This is a genomic window from Bacillus sp. BD59S, assembly GCF_007363175.1.
GTDB lineage: Bacteria > Bacillota > Bacilli > Bacillales > Bacillaceae_G > Bacillus_A > Bacillus_A pacificus.
Genome location: NZ_CP034686.1, coordinates 1,192,587 through 1,209,261, shown reverse-complemented (window position 1 = coordinate 1,209,261; position 16,675 = coordinate 1,192,587). Strand labels below are relative to the sequence as shown.

General features: G+C 35.3%; 15 protein-coding genes. 2 read left to right on the top strand and 13 right to left on the bottom strand.

Going from position 1 to position 16,675, the window contains the following annotated elements:
• Positions 1–90: 90 nt before the first annotated feature.
• From EKQ63_RS08160 to inhA1, 8 genes are all read right to left on the bottom strand, one after another.
• Positions 91–2,283, bottom strand: a complete 2,193-nt coding sequence (locus EKQ63_RS08160) for an MMPL family transporter (protein WP_087951730.1) — start codon at positions 2,281–2,283, stop codon at positions 91–93.
• A 110-nt stretch (positions 2,284–2,393) separates the two neighbouring features.
• Positions 2,394–3,041 (bottom strand): phosphatase PAP2 family protein, encoded by a 648-nt coding sequence (locus EKQ63_RS08155; RefSeq protein WP_140168460.1) that lies wholly within the window; start codon positions 3,039–3,041, stop codon positions 2,394–2,396.
• A 59-nt stretch (positions 3,042–3,100) separates the two neighbouring features.
• A complete protein-coding gene (gene potD, locus EKQ63_RS08150) occupies positions 3,101–4,150 on the bottom strand; it encodes a spermidine/putrescine ABC transporter substrate-binding protein PotD (protein ID WP_087951729.1) in 1,050 nt (349 codons plus the stop codon).
• A 39-nt stretch (positions 4,151–4,189) separates the two neighbouring features.
• Positions 4,190–4,990 carry a spermidine/putrescine ABC transporter permease PotC gene (gene potC / locus EKQ63_RS08145; protein WP_000714199.1) on the bottom strand — a complete coding sequence of 267 codons (801 nt, stop codon included), beginning with the start codon at positions 4,988–4,990 and terminating at the stop codon, positions 4,190–4,192.
• A 6-nt stretch (positions 4,991–4,996) separates the two neighbouring features.
• Positions 4,997–5,845 carry a spermidine/putrescine ABC transporter permease PotB gene (gene potB / locus EKQ63_RS08140; RefSeq protein ID WP_000715498.1) on the bottom strand — a complete coding sequence of 283 codons (849 nt, stop codon included), beginning with the start codon at positions 5,843–5,845 and terminating at the stop codon, positions 4,997–4,999.
• Positions 5,842–6,825 carry a spermidine/putrescine ABC transporter ATP-binding protein PotA gene (potA, locus tag EKQ63_RS08135; RefSeq protein ID WP_000720319.1) on the bottom strand — a complete coding sequence of 328 codons (984 nt, stop codon included), beginning with the start codon at positions 6,823–6,825 and terminating at the stop codon, positions 5,842–5,844. The genes potB and potA overlap by 4 nt, the downstream gene beginning before the upstream one ends.
• A gap of 238 nt (positions 6,826–7,063) precedes the next feature.
• Positions 7,064–8,431 carry an aldehyde dehydrogenase gene (locus EKQ63_RS08130; protein ID WP_087994484.1) on the bottom strand — a complete coding sequence of 456 codons (1,368 nt, stop codon included), beginning with the start codon at positions 8,429–8,431 and terminating at the stop codon, positions 7,064–7,066.
• A gap of 171 nt (positions 8,432–8,602) precedes the next feature.
• Complete coding sequence (gene inhA1 / locus EKQ63_RS08125; RefSeq protein WP_087951727.1) at positions 8,603–10,993, bottom strand: M6 family metalloprotease immune inhibitor InhA1; 2,391 nt, start codon at positions 10,991–10,993, stop codon at positions 8,603–8,605.
• Positions 10,994–11,334: 341 nt separating this feature from the next.
• On the opposite strand from inhA1, the gene EKQ63_RS08120 reads away from it, so the two are divergent.
• Positions 11,335–11,469, top strand: a complete 135-nt coding sequence (locus tag EKQ63_RS08120; RefSeq protein WP_000276223.1) for an anti-repressor SinI family protein — start codon at positions 11,335–11,337, stop codon at positions 11,467–11,469.
• A 79-nt stretch (positions 11,470–11,548) separates the two neighbouring features.
• Positions 11,549–11,872, top strand: coding sequence for a helix-turn-helix domain-containing protein (locus EKQ63_RS08115; protein WP_000578882.1), 324 nt, complete (start codon positions 11,549–11,551; stop codon positions 11,870–11,872).
• A 71-nt stretch (positions 11,873–11,943) separates the two neighbouring features.
• Here EKQ63_RS08115 and calY read toward each other — a convergent pair whose 3' ends face one another.
• From calY to EKQ63_RS08090, 5 genes are all read right to left on the bottom strand, one after another.
• Positions 11,944–12,537, bottom strand: a complete 594-nt coding sequence (calY, locus tag EKQ63_RS08110; protein WP_000053729.1) for a biofilm matrix protein CalY — start codon at positions 12,535–12,537, stop codon at positions 11,944–11,946.
• 524 nt (positions 12,538–13,061) lie between these two features.
• Positions 13,062–13,814 carry a DUF4047 domain-containing protein gene (locus EKQ63_RS08105; protein WP_143880947.1) on the bottom strand — a complete coding sequence of 251 codons (753 nt, stop codon included), beginning with the start codon at positions 13,812–13,814 and terminating at the stop codon, positions 13,062–13,064.
• Positions 13,815–13,975: 161 nt separating this feature from the next.
• Positions 13,976–14,563 carry a CalY family protein gene (locus EKQ63_RS08100; RefSeq protein WP_000172849.1) on the bottom strand — a complete coding sequence of 196 codons (588 nt, stop codon included), beginning with the start codon at positions 14,561–14,563 and terminating at the stop codon, positions 13,976–13,978.
• Positions 14,564–14,625: 62 nt separating this feature from the next.
• Entirely contained in the window at positions 14,626–15,195 is a 570-nt protein-coding gene (gene sipW / locus EKQ63_RS08095; RefSeq protein WP_087951725.1) for a signal peptidase I SipW, read from the bottom strand.
• Between the two features lie 192 nt (positions 15,196–15,387).
• On the bottom strand, positions 15,388–16,674 hold the full coding sequence (locus EKQ63_RS08090) for a D-alanyl-D-alanine carboxypeptidase family protein (RefSeq protein ID WP_087994540.1): 1,287 nt from the start codon (positions 16,672–16,674) through the stop codon (positions 15,388–15,390).
• Position 16,675 lies beyond the last annotated feature (1 nt).

The following is a 16,675-nucleotide window of genomic DNA, read 5'->3' as shown; positions in this document are numbered from 1 at the left end:
ACTTATATGTAATGTTCTTATCACATACTATTTGCAAAATGTAGGTCTTGCTATTCATAAAAAAATACTCATCTTATAGATGAGTATTTTTTATGATGATTTTTCTCTCTTCTTTCGAAATGGTAACCACCAGTTCCAGTCTCCAAACAATTTCATTAAACTTGGTACGAGCATAAGACGAATAATTGTTGCATCAAGAAATATCGCTAATGCAACGCCAAGACCCATTTGCCGTACTGGTAAAATATCAGTAAAGGCGAAAGCACCAGTTACAACAATCATAATTAATGCAGCTGATGTAATAATTCTACTTGTTGAAACAAGTCCTTCTAACGTTGCTTGATCGTTATCCCCCGTTTCTTCATACAGTTCATGGATACGCGAAATAAGAAATACTTCATAATCCATGCTAAGCCCAAAGACGAGACCGAAAATGAAGATTGGTAAAACAAATAGAACTGGACTTGCTTCTAAACCAAAATGACCACCTTCAAATAACCAAACAACAATCCCAATTGTTGCGCTTAGACTAAGTATATTCATAATAATCGCCTTAATTGGAATGAGTATAGATCGAAATGCAAATAATAATATAACAAACGTCGATCCAAATATAACAGACATACCAATTGCAACTTTATCTTTAATTTCATCTTCTAACTCTTGTTGGAACGTCGTCATTCCGCCTAGATAATACGTAACATTCGTTTCTTTATAATTTCGTTTAAAATCACGAACCCACTGTTTAGCAGTTTCAGTACGTGGTTTTGTATCTAAAAAGACTTCGATTGTTGTCTTATTTCCTTCCGTATACGCTTCAAATACCGGAGCTATTTTAGCAGCTTCTGGCGACTGTAACATCCCAGCAACTTGATTTGATTTCATTCCATTTAAACTGTCGTATAAACTTCTTACTTCATATACTTTCTTATCATCTTTTAACTTCCGAACGACTTCTTCTAGCTTTTGTAAACTTTCTTTTTCTTTCATATCTTTTTTCGTCTCTACGACTAACGTAACATCAGCATGTGTTTTTGCAGTTTCATTAAATGCCTCTTCGTACTTCTCATATGCAATTCTTGTATCACTTTGTTTAGGTAAAGCTTCCACATCAGGGAACTGCAAATTAGCTGTACGTAATGGTAATAAGCAAATCACAATAAATGTTGTAACAACAATAATCATCGCAATTGGATGTTTCATTACAAATTGTGCAAATGTACGCCACGCCTTTGCCGGTGTATGTGCTACTTGATTCTTTTTTAATATTCGTTTACCGATTAACGATAATAGCGCTGGAAGAAGTGTGAGCGAGAATAAAATACTCATAATTACAACAATCATTCCACTAATTGCGACGGACTGAATATAATCGATTTTAAAGAAAAACAAACCGGATAGGCCAACGAATACACATAATCCTGAAAATACGATTGCTCGCCCTGCTGTCTGATATGTAATTGCTATCGCTTCTTTTACCGTTCGCTTTGCAACTTCCTCTCGAAAACGATTTACAAATAATAGCGCAAAATCAATAGACAACGCAAGTCCGATCATCGGTGCAACATTTAGCACAAAGATAGATAGTTCCTTATCGCTACCTATAAAGTATAATATGCCCATCGTACTAATAACACTAAGTGCCCCATTTACAATTGGTAAAATAGATGCCAAAAGGCTACCGAATGAAAATAGTAATACGAGAAATGCAATTGGTAACCCAATCATCTCTGCTACTTTTAAATCATTTTGCGTTCTTTCATTAATCTCTTTGTTAATTTTCGGAAATCCTGTAGGCGTTACTTTTAATGCCTCATTACTTTTCTTTTCGATTTTATCAGCAAATTGTAATGTCTTTTCCATTCGTTCTTTATTTGTTTTCCCGGAAAATAAAATTGTCGCATAGCCGATATCATCTTGTAACATTTCTTTATTTTGCACTGGATGATGGAAAGATTCATATTTCTCTTTCTCTTGTACATTTTTTACAATACCCTCTACTTGCTTTTGAAATTCCTCATGTGAAACGCCCTTATTTTTTTCAAAAACGAGTAGAAGTGTATCTTGAGACCTCTTAAAATCTTTATCTAAAATTTCTTTCGTTTTTTGGTAGTCCCCTTCCGTTTGGAAGCCATCACCACCTAATACGCCTGGTAGCTTTGGTGCGAATATACCGAGTGCTATCGCAACCAATAGTAATGCTACTATTACTGTATAACGGAACTGATACAAAAAAGCTCCTAATTTTCCCCACTTATCTACTTTATGTACATTTGTTTTCACACATTTTCACCTACTTTACATAATTCAATTGCCACTTATACTGTATCACATCTTCATACAAACAAAAAACGTCTAGAAAAACTATAATAATAGTTTTTCTAGACGTTTTTCTATCTCTCTTTATTAAGACCAAACCTCTCAGTAAGTAAACGATGGTAATAAATCGCCATAATTAATAAAATACCACCTACGCAGTAGCCTGCTAAAATATCAGTTGGATAATGCACATTTAAAATGACTCTACTTAATCCAATCGATACAATGATTATTCCCATCAAAATGGTTATCATATATTTCCCTGCTACACTCTTCAAATTTGCCGCAATGATATAAGCAAGAAATCCGAATGTCATAATAGATAACATCGCATGTCCACTAGGGAAGCTATATCCAAGTGCATCCAACGCTTCATTTAGCGACGGACGATCCCTTTTCATAATTTCTTTTATCCCTTTATTCACAAGATGGGTTATTAAGATGCCCACTGGATATACGATCATCGCAGCATAGTAACGTTTTCTCCAAAAAACAAGTAAACTTATAACGAGCGTAGTTACGATCCCAATGGCAGATCCTAATTTTGTATAGTGTGAGAAAAATGTAAGCGAACTTTCAGTTTGTAATCCTTTTACTAACCCTCTGACATATGTATCCATCACTGTAACACCACCAGCATGTACTCTCCAAGCAACAATGCCAAATACAGCAAATAATAAACCGATACACATTACCTCATATTGATGCAACTTCTTCTTCAAACGATTTCCTCCTACTATGAAAAAATGCGATTTCTACTTTAGAAACCGCATTTCCTTACTTATTTACCTTTTGTTTTTAGCTCTGTCCAGTAACGATCATAGTCTTTTAACTTATCGTCTACATCAACAAGCCATTCTGTACGATCTAACTCTTCTTTCGTTAAGAAAATCATGTGGTTATCACGATATTCTTTACTATGAAGAGGATGAGCTTTTTCATTTGGATTACTGTATCCAATTGACTCGTAGTTTTTCACACTTACTTTTTCATCTAGTAAGTAGTTCATAAACTTCTCTGCAAGCTCTTTGTTTTTCGCACCTTTTGGAATTGCTAACGTATCAGCCCAAATTGTACCGCCTTCTTTTGGTACAACGTACTCTACATCTTTATTATCTTTTGCGATAAATGCTGCATCCCCAGACCAAACTGTTCCGATCCAAGCATCTTCTGTAATAAATTTTTGTTTAATATTATCTGTATCAAATGCTAATAAGTTTGGAAGTAGCTTCTGTAAATCAGTTGCTGCTGTCTTTAACTGTGCATCGTCTTTCGTGCTGTTTGAAAATCCATGCTTCTTAAGACCCATTCCTAACACTTCACGAGAATCATTTAATAAAGTTACATGCCCTTTATATTTCTCATTCCATAAGTCAGCCCAACTTGTAGGTGCTTCCTTCACATACTTTTTATTGTATGCAATACCTGTTACGCCCCAAGTATATACTAAAGAATATTTATTCTCTGGATCAAATGCAGGTGTTTTGAAATTAGAAATCATGTTTTCGATATTTGGGATATTCTTTTTATCTAACGGCGCTAATAAATCCATTTTCGCCATTGTTTTAACCATGTAATCAGACGGCTGAATTAAATCATACTTCGCGCCACCTGCTTGTAATTTCGCAAGCATTTCTTCATTACTTGCATACTTATCATAGTTAATTTTCACGTTATATTTCTTTTCAAAATCTCTTAACACTTGCTCATCAAAATTGTCAGCCCAGCTATAAATGTTTAACTCTTCTTTTTTTTCACCACAACCAGCAAGTACACCAGCAACAAGGCTAAAGCTAATTGCTGCGCCGGCTAATCTTTTCATTAATTTCATCGGTTTTATTACCTCCTCGTACTTTCTATATCGTTCGTATTATAAAGGAAGGTGTCCTCCAGAGTTTTCTTCACCATCTGCACCTTTGTTACGGAAGATTTCAGATAGAACCATTAATCCTACGATAGCCACAATTAAAATTGTAGAAAGTGCATTAATTTCTGGTGATACTCCGCGCTTAACCATACTGTAAATGTATAATGGCAATGTTGTTGATCCTGGTCCTGATACGAAGAAACTAATTACAAAATCATCAATTGATAATGTGAATGTTAATAATGCGGCAGAAATAACTCCTGGTGCAATTGCTGGAAACGTTACATAACGAAACGTTTGCCACGGCGTTGCTCCTAAATCATTCGCAGCCTCTTCTAAATCACGTCCCATACCAGAAAGGCGTGCTGCTAAAATAACGACAACAAATGAAATACTAAATGTAATGTGTGCAATAATAATTGTTGTTTTACCAAGCTCCATACCTAATTGACTAAATAAAATAAGTAAAGATAATCCCATTAAAATATCAGGGATTAAAATTGGTAAATATACAAGACCGTTAATCGCACCTTCATAACGATATTTATAACGATGTAATGCAATTGCAAAAATCACACCAAGAACAGTCGTTACAATCGTCGTTACAATCGCAATCGTCATACTATTTACAAACGCATCAATAACATCTTGTTTTTGAAATAAATCTGTATACCAATGGAATGTGAATCCTTCCCATTCCGCATTAATGCGAGAATCATTGAAGGAATACACCATTAAAACCATCATTGGAAAATACAAGAACAATAAAATTAACCAAGAATAAGAAACTAAAAACTTCTTCATCTTTGCCTATTCCCCTCCGTTCCCATCATATTTATATACTTTCGTTGCACGATAATATAAGTAAATTAACAGAACAGAGAATAGAACAACAATCATAGATAACGCAGATCCAAACGGCCAATCACGCGCTCCTAAGAATTGATTTTGAATTACGTTTCCGATTAATGCTACTTTCGATCCACCCATAACGTCTGATACAACAAACATTCCGATAGAAGAAACAAACACTAAAATAGAACCGGTAGCAATCCCTGACATCGTCATTGGTACTGTAACATTCCAAAATGCCTTTACTGGTGTTGCCCCTAAATCATAAGCTGCTTCTAGCTTACGCTTATCAAGCTGCTCGATCGCTGCATACACTGGTAAAATCATAAATGGTAATAAAGAATATACCATTCCGAGTATGACAGAAGGTGTATTATATAGTAAATTTAAAGGTTCACTAATAATACCTAGCTTCAATAGCAATGTGTTTACAAGACCTTGTGAACGTAAAATAACAATCCATGCGTAAGAACGAACAAGGAAGTTAATCCAAAACGGGATCGTTGCCAATAATAAAAGAATCGAACGATATTTGCGATCGACAATTGTAATTGTATATGCAAATGGATAACCGATCAGTAAACATATTACTGTGGTAATAACCGCAATTTTTACTGTTTCCCATAACGTCCCCATATATAATGGATCAAATACACGTTCTATGTTCTCTAATGTAAATTGCATTTCTACTGTCCCATATGCTCCGCGCTGCATGAAGGCAAATGCCAATACAAACAGAAGGGGAATTAGGAAGAAGATTAACAGCCATGCGACTGTAGGTAGTGCGAGTAATTTCCCTTTTTTCAATTTAAGGTCACCTCGTCCTCTTGCTCCCAGCCTACGTATACATTATCTCCAATGCTCCACTGTGCTGCTTCTTCAGCAGTTTGATATGCCATTAGTAATTCTGATGTTTTCTCATCACGTACATAAAGCTTCTCCATATTTCCAACAAACTCAATGTCTTCAATATGTCCAAGGTGGTATTCTTTTAAAATTGGCTCTTCAACCGAACGCACTTTTACATTTTCAGGACGAATTGCTACATAGCCTTCCCCGTTTTTTACAATATTATTTTCACCGATAAATGTCGCAACGAACAACGTTTTCGGCTTATTATAAATTTCTTTCGGCGTTCCAATTTGTTCAATATGTCCTTTATTCATAACAACGATACGATCACTCATGCTCATCGCTTCTTCTTGATCGTGCGTTACGTATATGAACGTAATTCCTAAATTACGTTGTAAGTTTTTTAATTCACGTTGCAAGTCTTTTCTTAACTTAAAGTCTAACGCCCCAAGTGGCTCATCTAGTAATAGTACACGCGGGTTATTTACAATCGCTCTCGCAATTGCTACACGCTGCTGCTGTCCACCAGAAAGCTTTGCAGGTTTACGATTACGGAACTCAAGTAACTGCGTTAAACGCATTGCCTCTTCAGCACGCTCTTTCTGCTCTGCTGCCGGTACTTTCTGCATTTTCATACCGAAACAAATATTTTTCTCCACATTCATATGTGGGAATAGCGCATAATGTTGGAACACTAGGTTCATATGACGCTTATATGGTGGCAAATCGTTAATCTTTTCATCATCTAATAAAAGATTCCCTTTAGTTGGAGTTTCAAATCCTGCGATCATACGAAGTAACGTCGTTTTTCCGCAACCACTCGGCCCTAAAATAGTTAAAAATTCTCCTTCTTTAATATCTAAAGAAAGCGGTGGGATAATCACTTGATTTCCAAAATGTTTTTCTACTGCTTCAACTTTAATAATCTTTTTCATTTTCCCGTCCTATCTACCTCAAATTTAAATTTTTATATTCATGAATAAATATTTATGTTCTATAGACTATTTTTTGTTTCGATCCAAACAAAAATGGTTATTTAGCAAGCGTTCACTTCTATTCTTTATGTAGTATGTTTGATTCATTTTCGCATGATACATAATGTCGAACAGAAAAACCCCTTCCATTGCGAAGGGGTTATTATCATACGGCTACGCCTACTGATAAACACCATCATCATTTTAACAACTTTCGTATGAATTTTAAAGCACTTTTTGTAGAAGAGTAACGAATTTTCATATCGAATGCCGTAGATTGGGCTAAAATGCTTTTATAATGTGAAAAAGTCCGAAAACTTTCTTCCCCATGATAACTCCCTAATCCACTACTTCCGACGCCCCCAAAAGGTAAATATGGCGTTGCAAGATGATAGACGACATCATTAATACAGCCTCCGCCATACGAAATATTACTCGTTACGTTCTTTTGCACTCCTTTATCTTCAGAGAATACATATAACGCTAACGGCTTCGGGTGTTGCTGAATCGTGTCAATTACATCTTCTATGTTGTCGTATTCTATAATTGGTAAAATCGGACCAAAAATTTCGTCTTCCATAACAGCACTTTCCCATGTAACATTAGTTAACACTGTTGGTTCTATATGTAAAGTTTCTTTTTTATAGTTCCCGCCAATTACAGTTTTACCATCTTTCAAAAACGTACATAAACGTTCAAAATGACGTTCACTCACAATTCGTACATAATTATCATTGTGCAGTGACTCTTTTCCATACTGCTCCTCAATTTCATGTCGCAACGCTTCAATTAACTGTTCTTTCACGGAAGCATGCACATACATATAATCAGGCGCTACACACGTTTGCCCTGCATTTAAAAACTTTCCCCACACAATCCTTCTTGCTGTTACATCTATTTTCGCATCTTTATGTACAATACATGGACTTTTCCCGCCAAGTTCTAACGTAAGCGGCGTCAACTGTTTTGCTGCTGCTTCCATTACTACTTTTCCAACGCCCACACTTCCTGTAAAGAAAATATAATCAAATGGTTCCTTCAGCAAAGCGGTACTTTCTTCAACGCCACCTTCTACTACTGCTACAAGTTCTTCTTGGAATAATTCCTCTAACATTCCCGTAATCACTTTAGAAACGTTTGGCGTTAGCTCTGACGGCTTTAAAACGATTGTATTTCCAGCTGCTAGCGCTCCTACAAGTGGCGCAATTGCTAATTGAAACGGATAGTTCCACGGTGCAATAATAAGTGTCACACCGTACGGTTCAGGTACTACTTTCCCCTTTGATCCAAAATGAGTCAGCGCTGTTCGAACACGCTTCGGTTTACTCCACGATGAAATATGCTTCAATTGAAAGGAAATTTCTTTTAATACATATCCAACTTCCGTTGTAAACGACTCATGAACTGACTTATTTAAATCTAATTTCAACGCCTGAAATATTTCTTCTTCAAAACGCTGAATGCCTTCATAAAGCTTCTTCAAATTATTCTTTCTCACTTCTATACTTCTCGTATGGCCATTATAAAAATATGCTTTTTGTTTATTTACAATAGAAGAAACACTCATTCATTCACCTTCTCCCACTATTTTCATCCAATTCTTTCATTATTTATATAGACTTCATATATAATAAATTTCTATTCGTAAAGTTACATTATATATAATTTCTTCTTTTATATAAAATTCATTGCTCACAAAAAAACTACCGAAAAAAAATCTCTCGGTAGTTTTACTGTATTAACGATATAAACGAACAGCACCTGCAGAATTATCATCAGCTTGTCCTACTACTTCAAACTTCAGACCAAGATTCGGTAAAATACGTCCTGCATCTGGAATCTGTTGGTTAATATACGTTTTCGAATCGTCAAATTTCGGTACACCCGCTAAGCCATCATACGTAAATGTTCCACGCGTTGGAGATACAACTTTCCAAGCTGGTGTTTTGTCGAATGAGAACGCTGCATCAGCGATTTGGAATCGTGTACTACTCTTAACTGTCGGTTTACCATTTAAAGTTCCTACAATTGCTTCTGGGTGAGAGTCAACTACACCAAGGAAACCATGTCCTGGATGTACGCCAACCCAGTTATCTGTGTAAGCAGAGTCCGCATACCATACGACCATACCAGTGTTAAATACTGGACCGCGTGCAAATTTCAATGCGTTATCTGCACCAGCATAGTTTCTCCACTCTACATAATAGTTATGTTTTTTCTTCTCAGTTCCGTTAGATACAACAAAGCCATCTAATTTTAATTGCGGTGTACCTTCTGCATCATCAGAGAATACTACTTTACCATCTACTGTTAATGAAGCATTATCAAGAGCAAATCCATTTAATGCTAAACCACCATCAGTAATGTAATCAAATGTTAATTTTACTTTCTTACCTTTGAATTGGCTTAAGTCATATGATTTGTCAATCCATTTTCCATTTGTCGAATCTGCATTTCCACTATTAGCCTTCTCACCAAGTCTTTCAATTAACGTTTGTTTACCATCTTCTGTTACAGCGTGTACTTCAAGGAAATCATAACCTGCTTCAATCTCATATAATGACTTGAAATCGAATTTTGCATTCGTTGCATTCGTTAAATCGAACAGTGGTGTTTCCATCTTCGTATGAAGATCATCACCTTTTGTGCTGTAATAATATTGCTTACCAAATGCTGGCTCAATTGTTTTTACATCTTTATCAGGTAAGTTTACACGAATCATACCTGGCCTTGCTGATTTCGTAACACTTTGGTCTAAATATGTTGCTAAACCGATACCTTTATTTAATTTCTCGTAATCTACTTCTACGATATTTGCCCAGTTACCACCGATTGTTTTTTGGAAAAACTCTTTATTTTGTGGTGAGAAACTCGTTGGCGTCGTTCCAGCGATTTTACCAGCCCAGCTTCCGCCACTCATAATAGACCAAGCTTCAATCGGCTCACCCTGACCACTATATTGTGTATCATACTCATCTGGAAGACCTAAATCATGACCATATTCATGTGCGAATACACCAACTGCTCCGTCTTCTGGCTCAATTGTGTAGTCGAATGCTGCCATCTTTCCACCCCAATATGGAACTTTCGCTTGTGTGCCTTCAATTGGGAATGGTTTTGGTCCAACAGTCCAGCGATGTGACCAAATTGCGTCGTCACCTAATTTACCACCGCCTGCTTCTTGTCCAACACCCGCATGAATAATCATTAAATGATCAATTAAACCGTCTGGTTGATTTTTATTTCCGTCACCATTTACATCGTATTGATCAAATTGGTCGAACTCTGATAAATCTATACCACTATCTACAGCTGCTTTTAATGCATCTTTCACTAAGTCACGTGGTCCTTTTGGCCCTTTATTATCATGACCACCGCTAGCAGCATCTGCACCGTAATCAGCAGCTTTCCCAGGAACTGTTAACCATTTTGTAACTGTTCCGTCTACTGTATAACTACCACCAGATTGCTCTTCATAATATTGCTTGAATGTTTCGATTTTACTTCCATCATCTAATGTGAATGGCTCATTACCGAATAACATTTTTTCATAGTGTTCTTTGTTGAAATCATTAGAATACATGTAGCCTGGCTCTTTATCGATATTGTTATGTTTAAAGTCAGCGTACTCTACAAGTAAAACGAGTACTTTATCTTTACGAACATCACCGTTATACGCTTTTTGCTTTGCCGGAGATGTTGGTACTTTACCATTTAGCCCACCTTTAACTGGTCCTGTCGCTGCAGGTGTTCCTGTTGCAGGTTTATCTAACTTTTCTTTCGTATCTGCTTTTGCATCTTTCACTTTCTTTAAAAAGTCAGATGCTTCTTTCGTAAGTGGGTCCCCATTTGTTACTTCTTTCCCAGGATTTTCACCTTTTTTGTTCTCTACGTATTTTTCGACAGCTTTCTTTGTTTCTGTCTCTGAAGCCTTCGAATCAATTACCCCACGTTTTTTTAGCGCATCCGCTAAACGTTCTTCCGGAATTAAATGATCATCAACTGGGCTCGTAGCTGTCTTATTTACAGGTGTTTCAGCATATGCAGATTGAGTACCAGCTCCGAACGAAAGGCCTAATACAGCTGTCAAAGCGATTGATGATAAAACTTTGAACGGTTTCTTGTTCATCCCTTATTTCCTCCCCTAATAAATAATATGTATTACAAATTGAATTTTATTAAAAATTCAATATTTTTTCAATATTTAGTCATATCATGTAATGTTTTTAATATATTTGTAAAAATTCCATAGTTAGCATACGAATATATCACAATTCAACAATGTTTTCTGAAAATATTGAAAATATTTGTCAGAAACTTTATAATCGCCATAGAGGGAATTTAATGGGGATTTTATCTTTGTTTTATCTACAAAATATTTGATAATTCACTACATAAATACAAAATCCGATTGCATTATCACGTATTCTGTAGCAGCAGTTATGACCGATAATTAGGGAGGAATTACATTTGTACAAAGATAAGACTGACACATTGGATCAAGAATGGATTGATTTAATACTTGAAGCTCTAGACGCCGGTATCGCCTTGCAAGATATCGAACATTTTTTCCAACGTATGAGACCATCAAGCCAGGCTCAATAGGTTTGTTCTTTTTAGCGAAGTTTATGTTATAATAATGACATCATAAGACGACGACATATTGATAGAAAGGTGCGCAAATATGATTGGAGAACGTATAAAACGCCTGCGTTTACAAAAAGGTATTTCATTAACTGAACTTGCCGAAAAAGCCGGTGTTGCTAAATCTTACATTAGTTCTATAGAACGCAATTTACAAAAAAACCCTTCCATTCAGTTTCTTGAAAAAATCGCAGCAGTTCTACAAATTCCAGTTGATACTTTACTTCATGATGAAACAACAAAGGAAAATCACTTAGACTCCGAATGGACACAACTCGTTAAAGATGCAATGAGCTCAGGTGTCTCCAAAGAACAATTTCGTGAGTTTCTTGAATTTACAAAATGGAAGCAAGATCAAAAATAATAGAAAGAAGTGCTTACAAACCGCACTTCTTTTTTCTTTTTAAAAAAAGCGGGGGATACCCGCTTTTTTTATTATTTTGCTTCTCCAGCTTCTTGGTTAGCATTGAATGTCCATTCTAAATTCAATGAATCACCTTGGAAGATATTTTGGTCTTTTCCATCATCTACAAATTCAAATTGTACCCATAAATAATCCTCTGTACCAGCTTCTAATCCACCCTTTTCTCCCCACTCAGGAGCAAAGATATCTTTAGCTAAAAGATCTGGATCAGTTTTTTGTAAGTCTGCTAAAGTTGTTTCATATACAGGCTCACTCTGTTTATCCCAGTTCCAAAGGAATTTCACTTTAACGTGCTTACCAAAGTCTTCACCAGCATTATCGCCTTTTGCATCTTTCACAGTATACTTTGTCGCTAGTTTAACGTCTTTAATTGTTAATGAACCGCTATTCTTTAATAAGAACTCTTTCTTAACAGAATCCCCTGGTTTTAAATCTTTAATATCTACAAGCGTTTTAGGGTCTAATGTAAGATCTAACGTCCCAGCCGCAAATGTATTATTCGATACTTCTTTATCGCTAAAGTATGCAAATGTTCCTCCACCAATTAAAGATAACCCCAATGCTGCTGATGCAACTCCCATACCTAATTTCTTTTTCAGACTCACAATCAATTCCCCCTAGCTGTTTTTTATATTTTTATTGCTATCTCTTATTTAAAATAAGAGATGTAACTAAAACTATATTAGCTTAGCTAATATTTGTTCTTTTTTAAAAACCTTACGTTCATTATAACGAACATCACTATCTAAATACAACACATATTTATTAATATTTTCAGTTATTTTTATTTCTCAATATTATTTTGATTTTTCAGTTAAATGTTGAAAAATCAAAATAATATTGTTGATTTCTTGACCTATCCCCACTAATTAATAGCCTTATCCATCTAACTAAAATGAGCAGGACATGAGAAATAGGCGAGTGATAGTGCTCTCCTCACCTATTTATTTATGATCCCTATCTACTCTAGAATATTACTATATTTTACTTGCTATCTTTATTTTTCTGCTCTTCTTGTTTCTTACTCTCTTCTAGTTTTTTCGCTTCCTCTTGTTTCTTACTCTCTTCTAGTTTTTTCGCTTCCTCTTGTTTCTTACTCTCTTCTAGTTTTTTCGCTTCCTCTTGTTTCTTACTCTCTTTGTTTCTTACTCTCTTCTAGTTTTTTCGCTTCCTCTTGTTTCTTACTCTCTTCTAGTTTTTTCGCTTCCTCTTGTTTCTTACTCTCTTCTAGTTTTTTCGCTTCCTCTTGTTTCTTACTCTCTTCTAGTTTTTTCGCTTCCTCTTGTTTCTTACTCTCTTCTAATTCCTTTTGTTTCTCAGCCTCACTCAATTGTTTTGCTGTTTCATCTACTAGTAGCTTCTCAAAATCTTGAATTTGTTTATCAATCACCTGTAAATTAACTTCTTTATCAACATACTCACAGTTTTCTTTCACTATATGAAAACCAGCATTCACATACGAGAATACTTGCTTATTCGATTCAGTTGTATTTCCTTTTAACTCTTCTTGTACTTGATTATAAGGTTCTTCTATTGATTTATATACTTTTTGTAACGATTCTCTCTCAATTGCTATTTTCTCTCGCCCTTTCTTCCATATAACAAGCGCCTGTTCTAACTCTTGAGCGGAGCTAACAGTTAATTTTGATTTCATCCCTTCATACTCATTCAAAATAACTTCCTTATGCTGCTTAGCTTGTTCTATTAATTGATCAACTGTTTTCGGAAAAATACTTGCTGTAGAAATAGTAGCCGCTACTTTCGTTTCATGAATGAAAGCTGCTTCTGTATAAGTCATCATTTGAGAGCCTAAATAAAAAGTAATCGAACACAAACATGGCAATATAAGCATCTTTTTGAATTTACGAGGTGGCTTCAGCATTTTAATCTCTCCTATCGAACAACGTGTTCTTTATCAAGAACTATATCTTTATTATAATAAAATGAATTACAAAATGATATAAAAATTATGTTTCTTTTTACATTTCACTTTTAGCAGAAAAAGAGACTATCACTTTCGATAGTCTCTTTTTGTTGTCCTTATTATTTTGTTTCACCATCGCCTTGCTGTGCATCAAACGTCCAAGTTAATTGTAACTTATCGCCTTGGAATTCATTTTGATCTTTTTTATTATCAACGAATTCAAATTTCACTTTGAATTTATCAGATTTACCTGCTGAAATACCTTTTTCATCCCAGAACCAAGCAGCTAAATCGTTATTTACCGCAGTAAGTGTGTCACCCTTCAATTTATCTAGCGTTGTTTCTTTTACGATTGTTTCATGCTTGTCTACATTTTTTAAGAATGTTACTTTAATATGTTTACCAAAATCATCTTTATTATCTTTCTTCACATCTTCTACATTGTAATCTGTTTTTAGTAGTACTTTTTTAATATCTAATGTCCCTTTATTTTCTAATTTAAATTCTTTTTCAACTGTATCACCAGGCTTTAAATTCGATACATTAACAACTGTTGATGGATTTAATGCTAAATCAAGCGTACCAGACGCAAATGTATTATTTGACACTTCTTTATCGCTAAAGTATGCAAATGTTCCTCCACCAACTAATGCCGCTCCTAATACTGCTGATGCGATACCCATCCCTAATTTTTTCTTTAAAGTCATGTCCATATCCCCTTAATATATATATTTGTTAACTTCCTAAAAGGAAAGTATAACCAAACGAACTAGACGGATTGTTCTACTTTTTTCTCTTTTTTTTCTCCGTCAATGCTACGAATAGCACTAAAAATAGAAATCGCGGAATAGCCTAGTAAAAAGACACCTGGAATAATAAGAAGCAAAGCAGCTCCAGCTTTTGAATTCGCATAATTTAATGCATACCCTGCATATGGAACTGTAATATCTGCATATTTCCCAATGACATTCTCCGCAAGTACTGGTTCTAAATCAGGGCCGTTGTTGTTATCCCCTTTTGTTTCATACATTACTTTTCCATTTGTATCTTTCACACCGATAATACGGTGAGTGATAATTTTTTCATCTTTTTCTTTAAAGGTAATAACATCACCTTTTTGATATTTAGAGCCATCTTTCGTCGGTTCTATCGCAATGATTGATCCTGTTAAAAATGTTGGTTCCATTGATCCTGATAACACTGATTTAAATTGATATCCCATCACCGTTGGATCCCCACCGCTAGCTTTTGAAGAAATAACTACAAAAGCTAAGCAAACCATTAATGCAAATAAAACAAATGAGATAACGTTGCTAATCACCTTCCAAATTAATTTCATCGTTTCTCTCCCTCTCCGTTGTTTTATATTATTTGAAGTATGCAATATCCACTATTGTTCTTTAACAAGAACACAAGTAAATAATATAACGAACGAAACGGAAATGCAATAAGAAAATTTACAATTATTAGTTATTTTAAATATAAAAAAGGACTGTGACAAATTCTCTTCACAGCCCTTTAAACTAGTAATTTATTTTTCTTCTGATTTCATTCCTTTTGTATTTCGGCGTAACACTACAAATAAAATGGCTCCAAATAATATGGCAGCACCTATCCCAATGCTTATTATTTTCACGTTTGATTCATTTACTTCAGGCTCGATCGTATCTTTTTTAGGCATTGCAAAAGTAACATCTTCTTTAGAAAGAACATTAACCGTCGCAATTGTTTGATTATTCTTTGTGATATCAACTGCCCCAACTACCTCACCACGATGAATTCCTTTATGATACAAAGAATCTTTATCTAATGAAGCCGCACGGAAAATCGTCCTCACATTTTTTCCTTCATCTTTCTTAAGCATCACTTCTGCACTTTTTTCAAGCTCGCTATCAATATCTTTATTTAGATACGTTGTCTTTTGATGCCAACTATGTTTATCTAGTACAGTTTGCTTCACAAATTGACCAAAAGAATAGTCCGCCATCTGCTTTAAATCTTCATAAATTTCAGGTCTTTGAGAAGCCATTACTACATTTATAATACGATTTCCATCCTTCTCATTTAATAGAACGAGCGTATTGCGTGCTTCATTTGTAAAACCTGTCTTACCGCCAATACTAAATGGATTTTCAAAATAAGTAGATTTATTAAAAATAGAAACCGTCTGCCTAGATGTCGTAACTGTCGTCCTTTTCGTATTCATCGCTTGCAAAATCTCAGGGTACTTTTGCACACCTCTCGTAATCATAGCCATATCAAATGGTGTTGTATAATGATTCGGATCATGCAATCCATTTGGCGTGACAAAGTGACTATCTGTCGCCCCTAATTGCTTCGCTTTCTCATTCATCATATTAGCGAAATTCTCAACACTTCCGCCAATACGCTCCGCAATCGCATACGACACATCATTTGCACTCAGTACCATTAAAATCATAAGTGCAGTATTTCTATTAATCGTCTCACCAGGTTGAAACTCAATTTGATAATTACTCTTCTCTTGATCTAATGCTAATTGTGAAAACGTAAATTGATCCTCTGGCTTCGTATGTTCCATAAGTAAAATAGCCGTTAACACTTTCGTCATACTAGCCGGAAATGCACGATGATGTGCGTTTTTGTCATACAAAACATCTCCAGTTTTCGCATCAATCGTAGTTGCAAACTGACCAAAAACATTTGGCCCTTCCTTAGGTGGTGGTGCCACTTGTTCTGGATTCACTCCAATATTCGTCTCAGCACGTAACGTCATAGGTGTCAAAAAAAATAAACAAATAACGGTAATAAAAGCCAAAATTTTCTTAAAATTTACCATA

Bases quoted from the DNA above. Each gene is read 5' to 3' on its own strand.
- potD (WP_087951729.1), bottom strand. From the start codon at position 4,150: ATGAAATTAATGAAAAGATTAGCCGGCGCAGCAATTAGCTTTAGCCTT.
- potC (WP_000714199.1), bottom strand. From the start codon at position 4,990: ATGAAGAAGTTTTTAGTTTCTTATTCTTGGTTAATTTTATTGTTCTTG.
- potA (WP_000720319.1), bottom strand. From the start codon at position 6,825: ATGAAAAAGATTATTAAAGTTGAAGCAGTAGAAAAACATTTTGGAAAT.
- EKQ63_RS08130 (WP_087994484.1), bottom strand. From the start codon at position 8,431: ATGAGTGTTTCTTCTATTGTAAATAAACAAAAAGCATATTTTTATAAT.
- inhA1 (WP_087951727.1), bottom strand. From the start codon at position 10,993: ATGAACAAGAAACCGTTCAAAGTTTTATCATCAATCGCTTTGACAGCT.
- EKQ63_RS08115 (WP_000578882.1), top strand. From the start codon at position 11,549: ATGATTGGAGAACGTATAAAACGCCTGCGTTTACAAAAAGGTATTTCA.
- EKQ63_RS08105 (WP_143880947.1), bottom strand. From the start codon at position 13,814: ATGCTGAAGCCACCTCGTAAATTCAAAAAGATGCTTATATTGCCATGT.
- EKQ63_RS08100 (WP_000172849.1), bottom strand. From the start codon at position 14,563: ATGACTTTAAAGAAAAAATTAGGGATGGGTATCGCATCAGCAGTATTA.
- sipW (WP_087951725.1), bottom strand. From the start codon at position 15,195: ATGAAATTAATTTGGAAGGTGATTAGCAACGTTATCTCATTTGTTTTA.
- EKQ63_RS08090 (WP_087994540.1), bottom strand. From the start codon at position 16,674: ATGGTAAATTTTAAGAAAATTTTGGCTTTTATTACCGTTATTTGTTTA.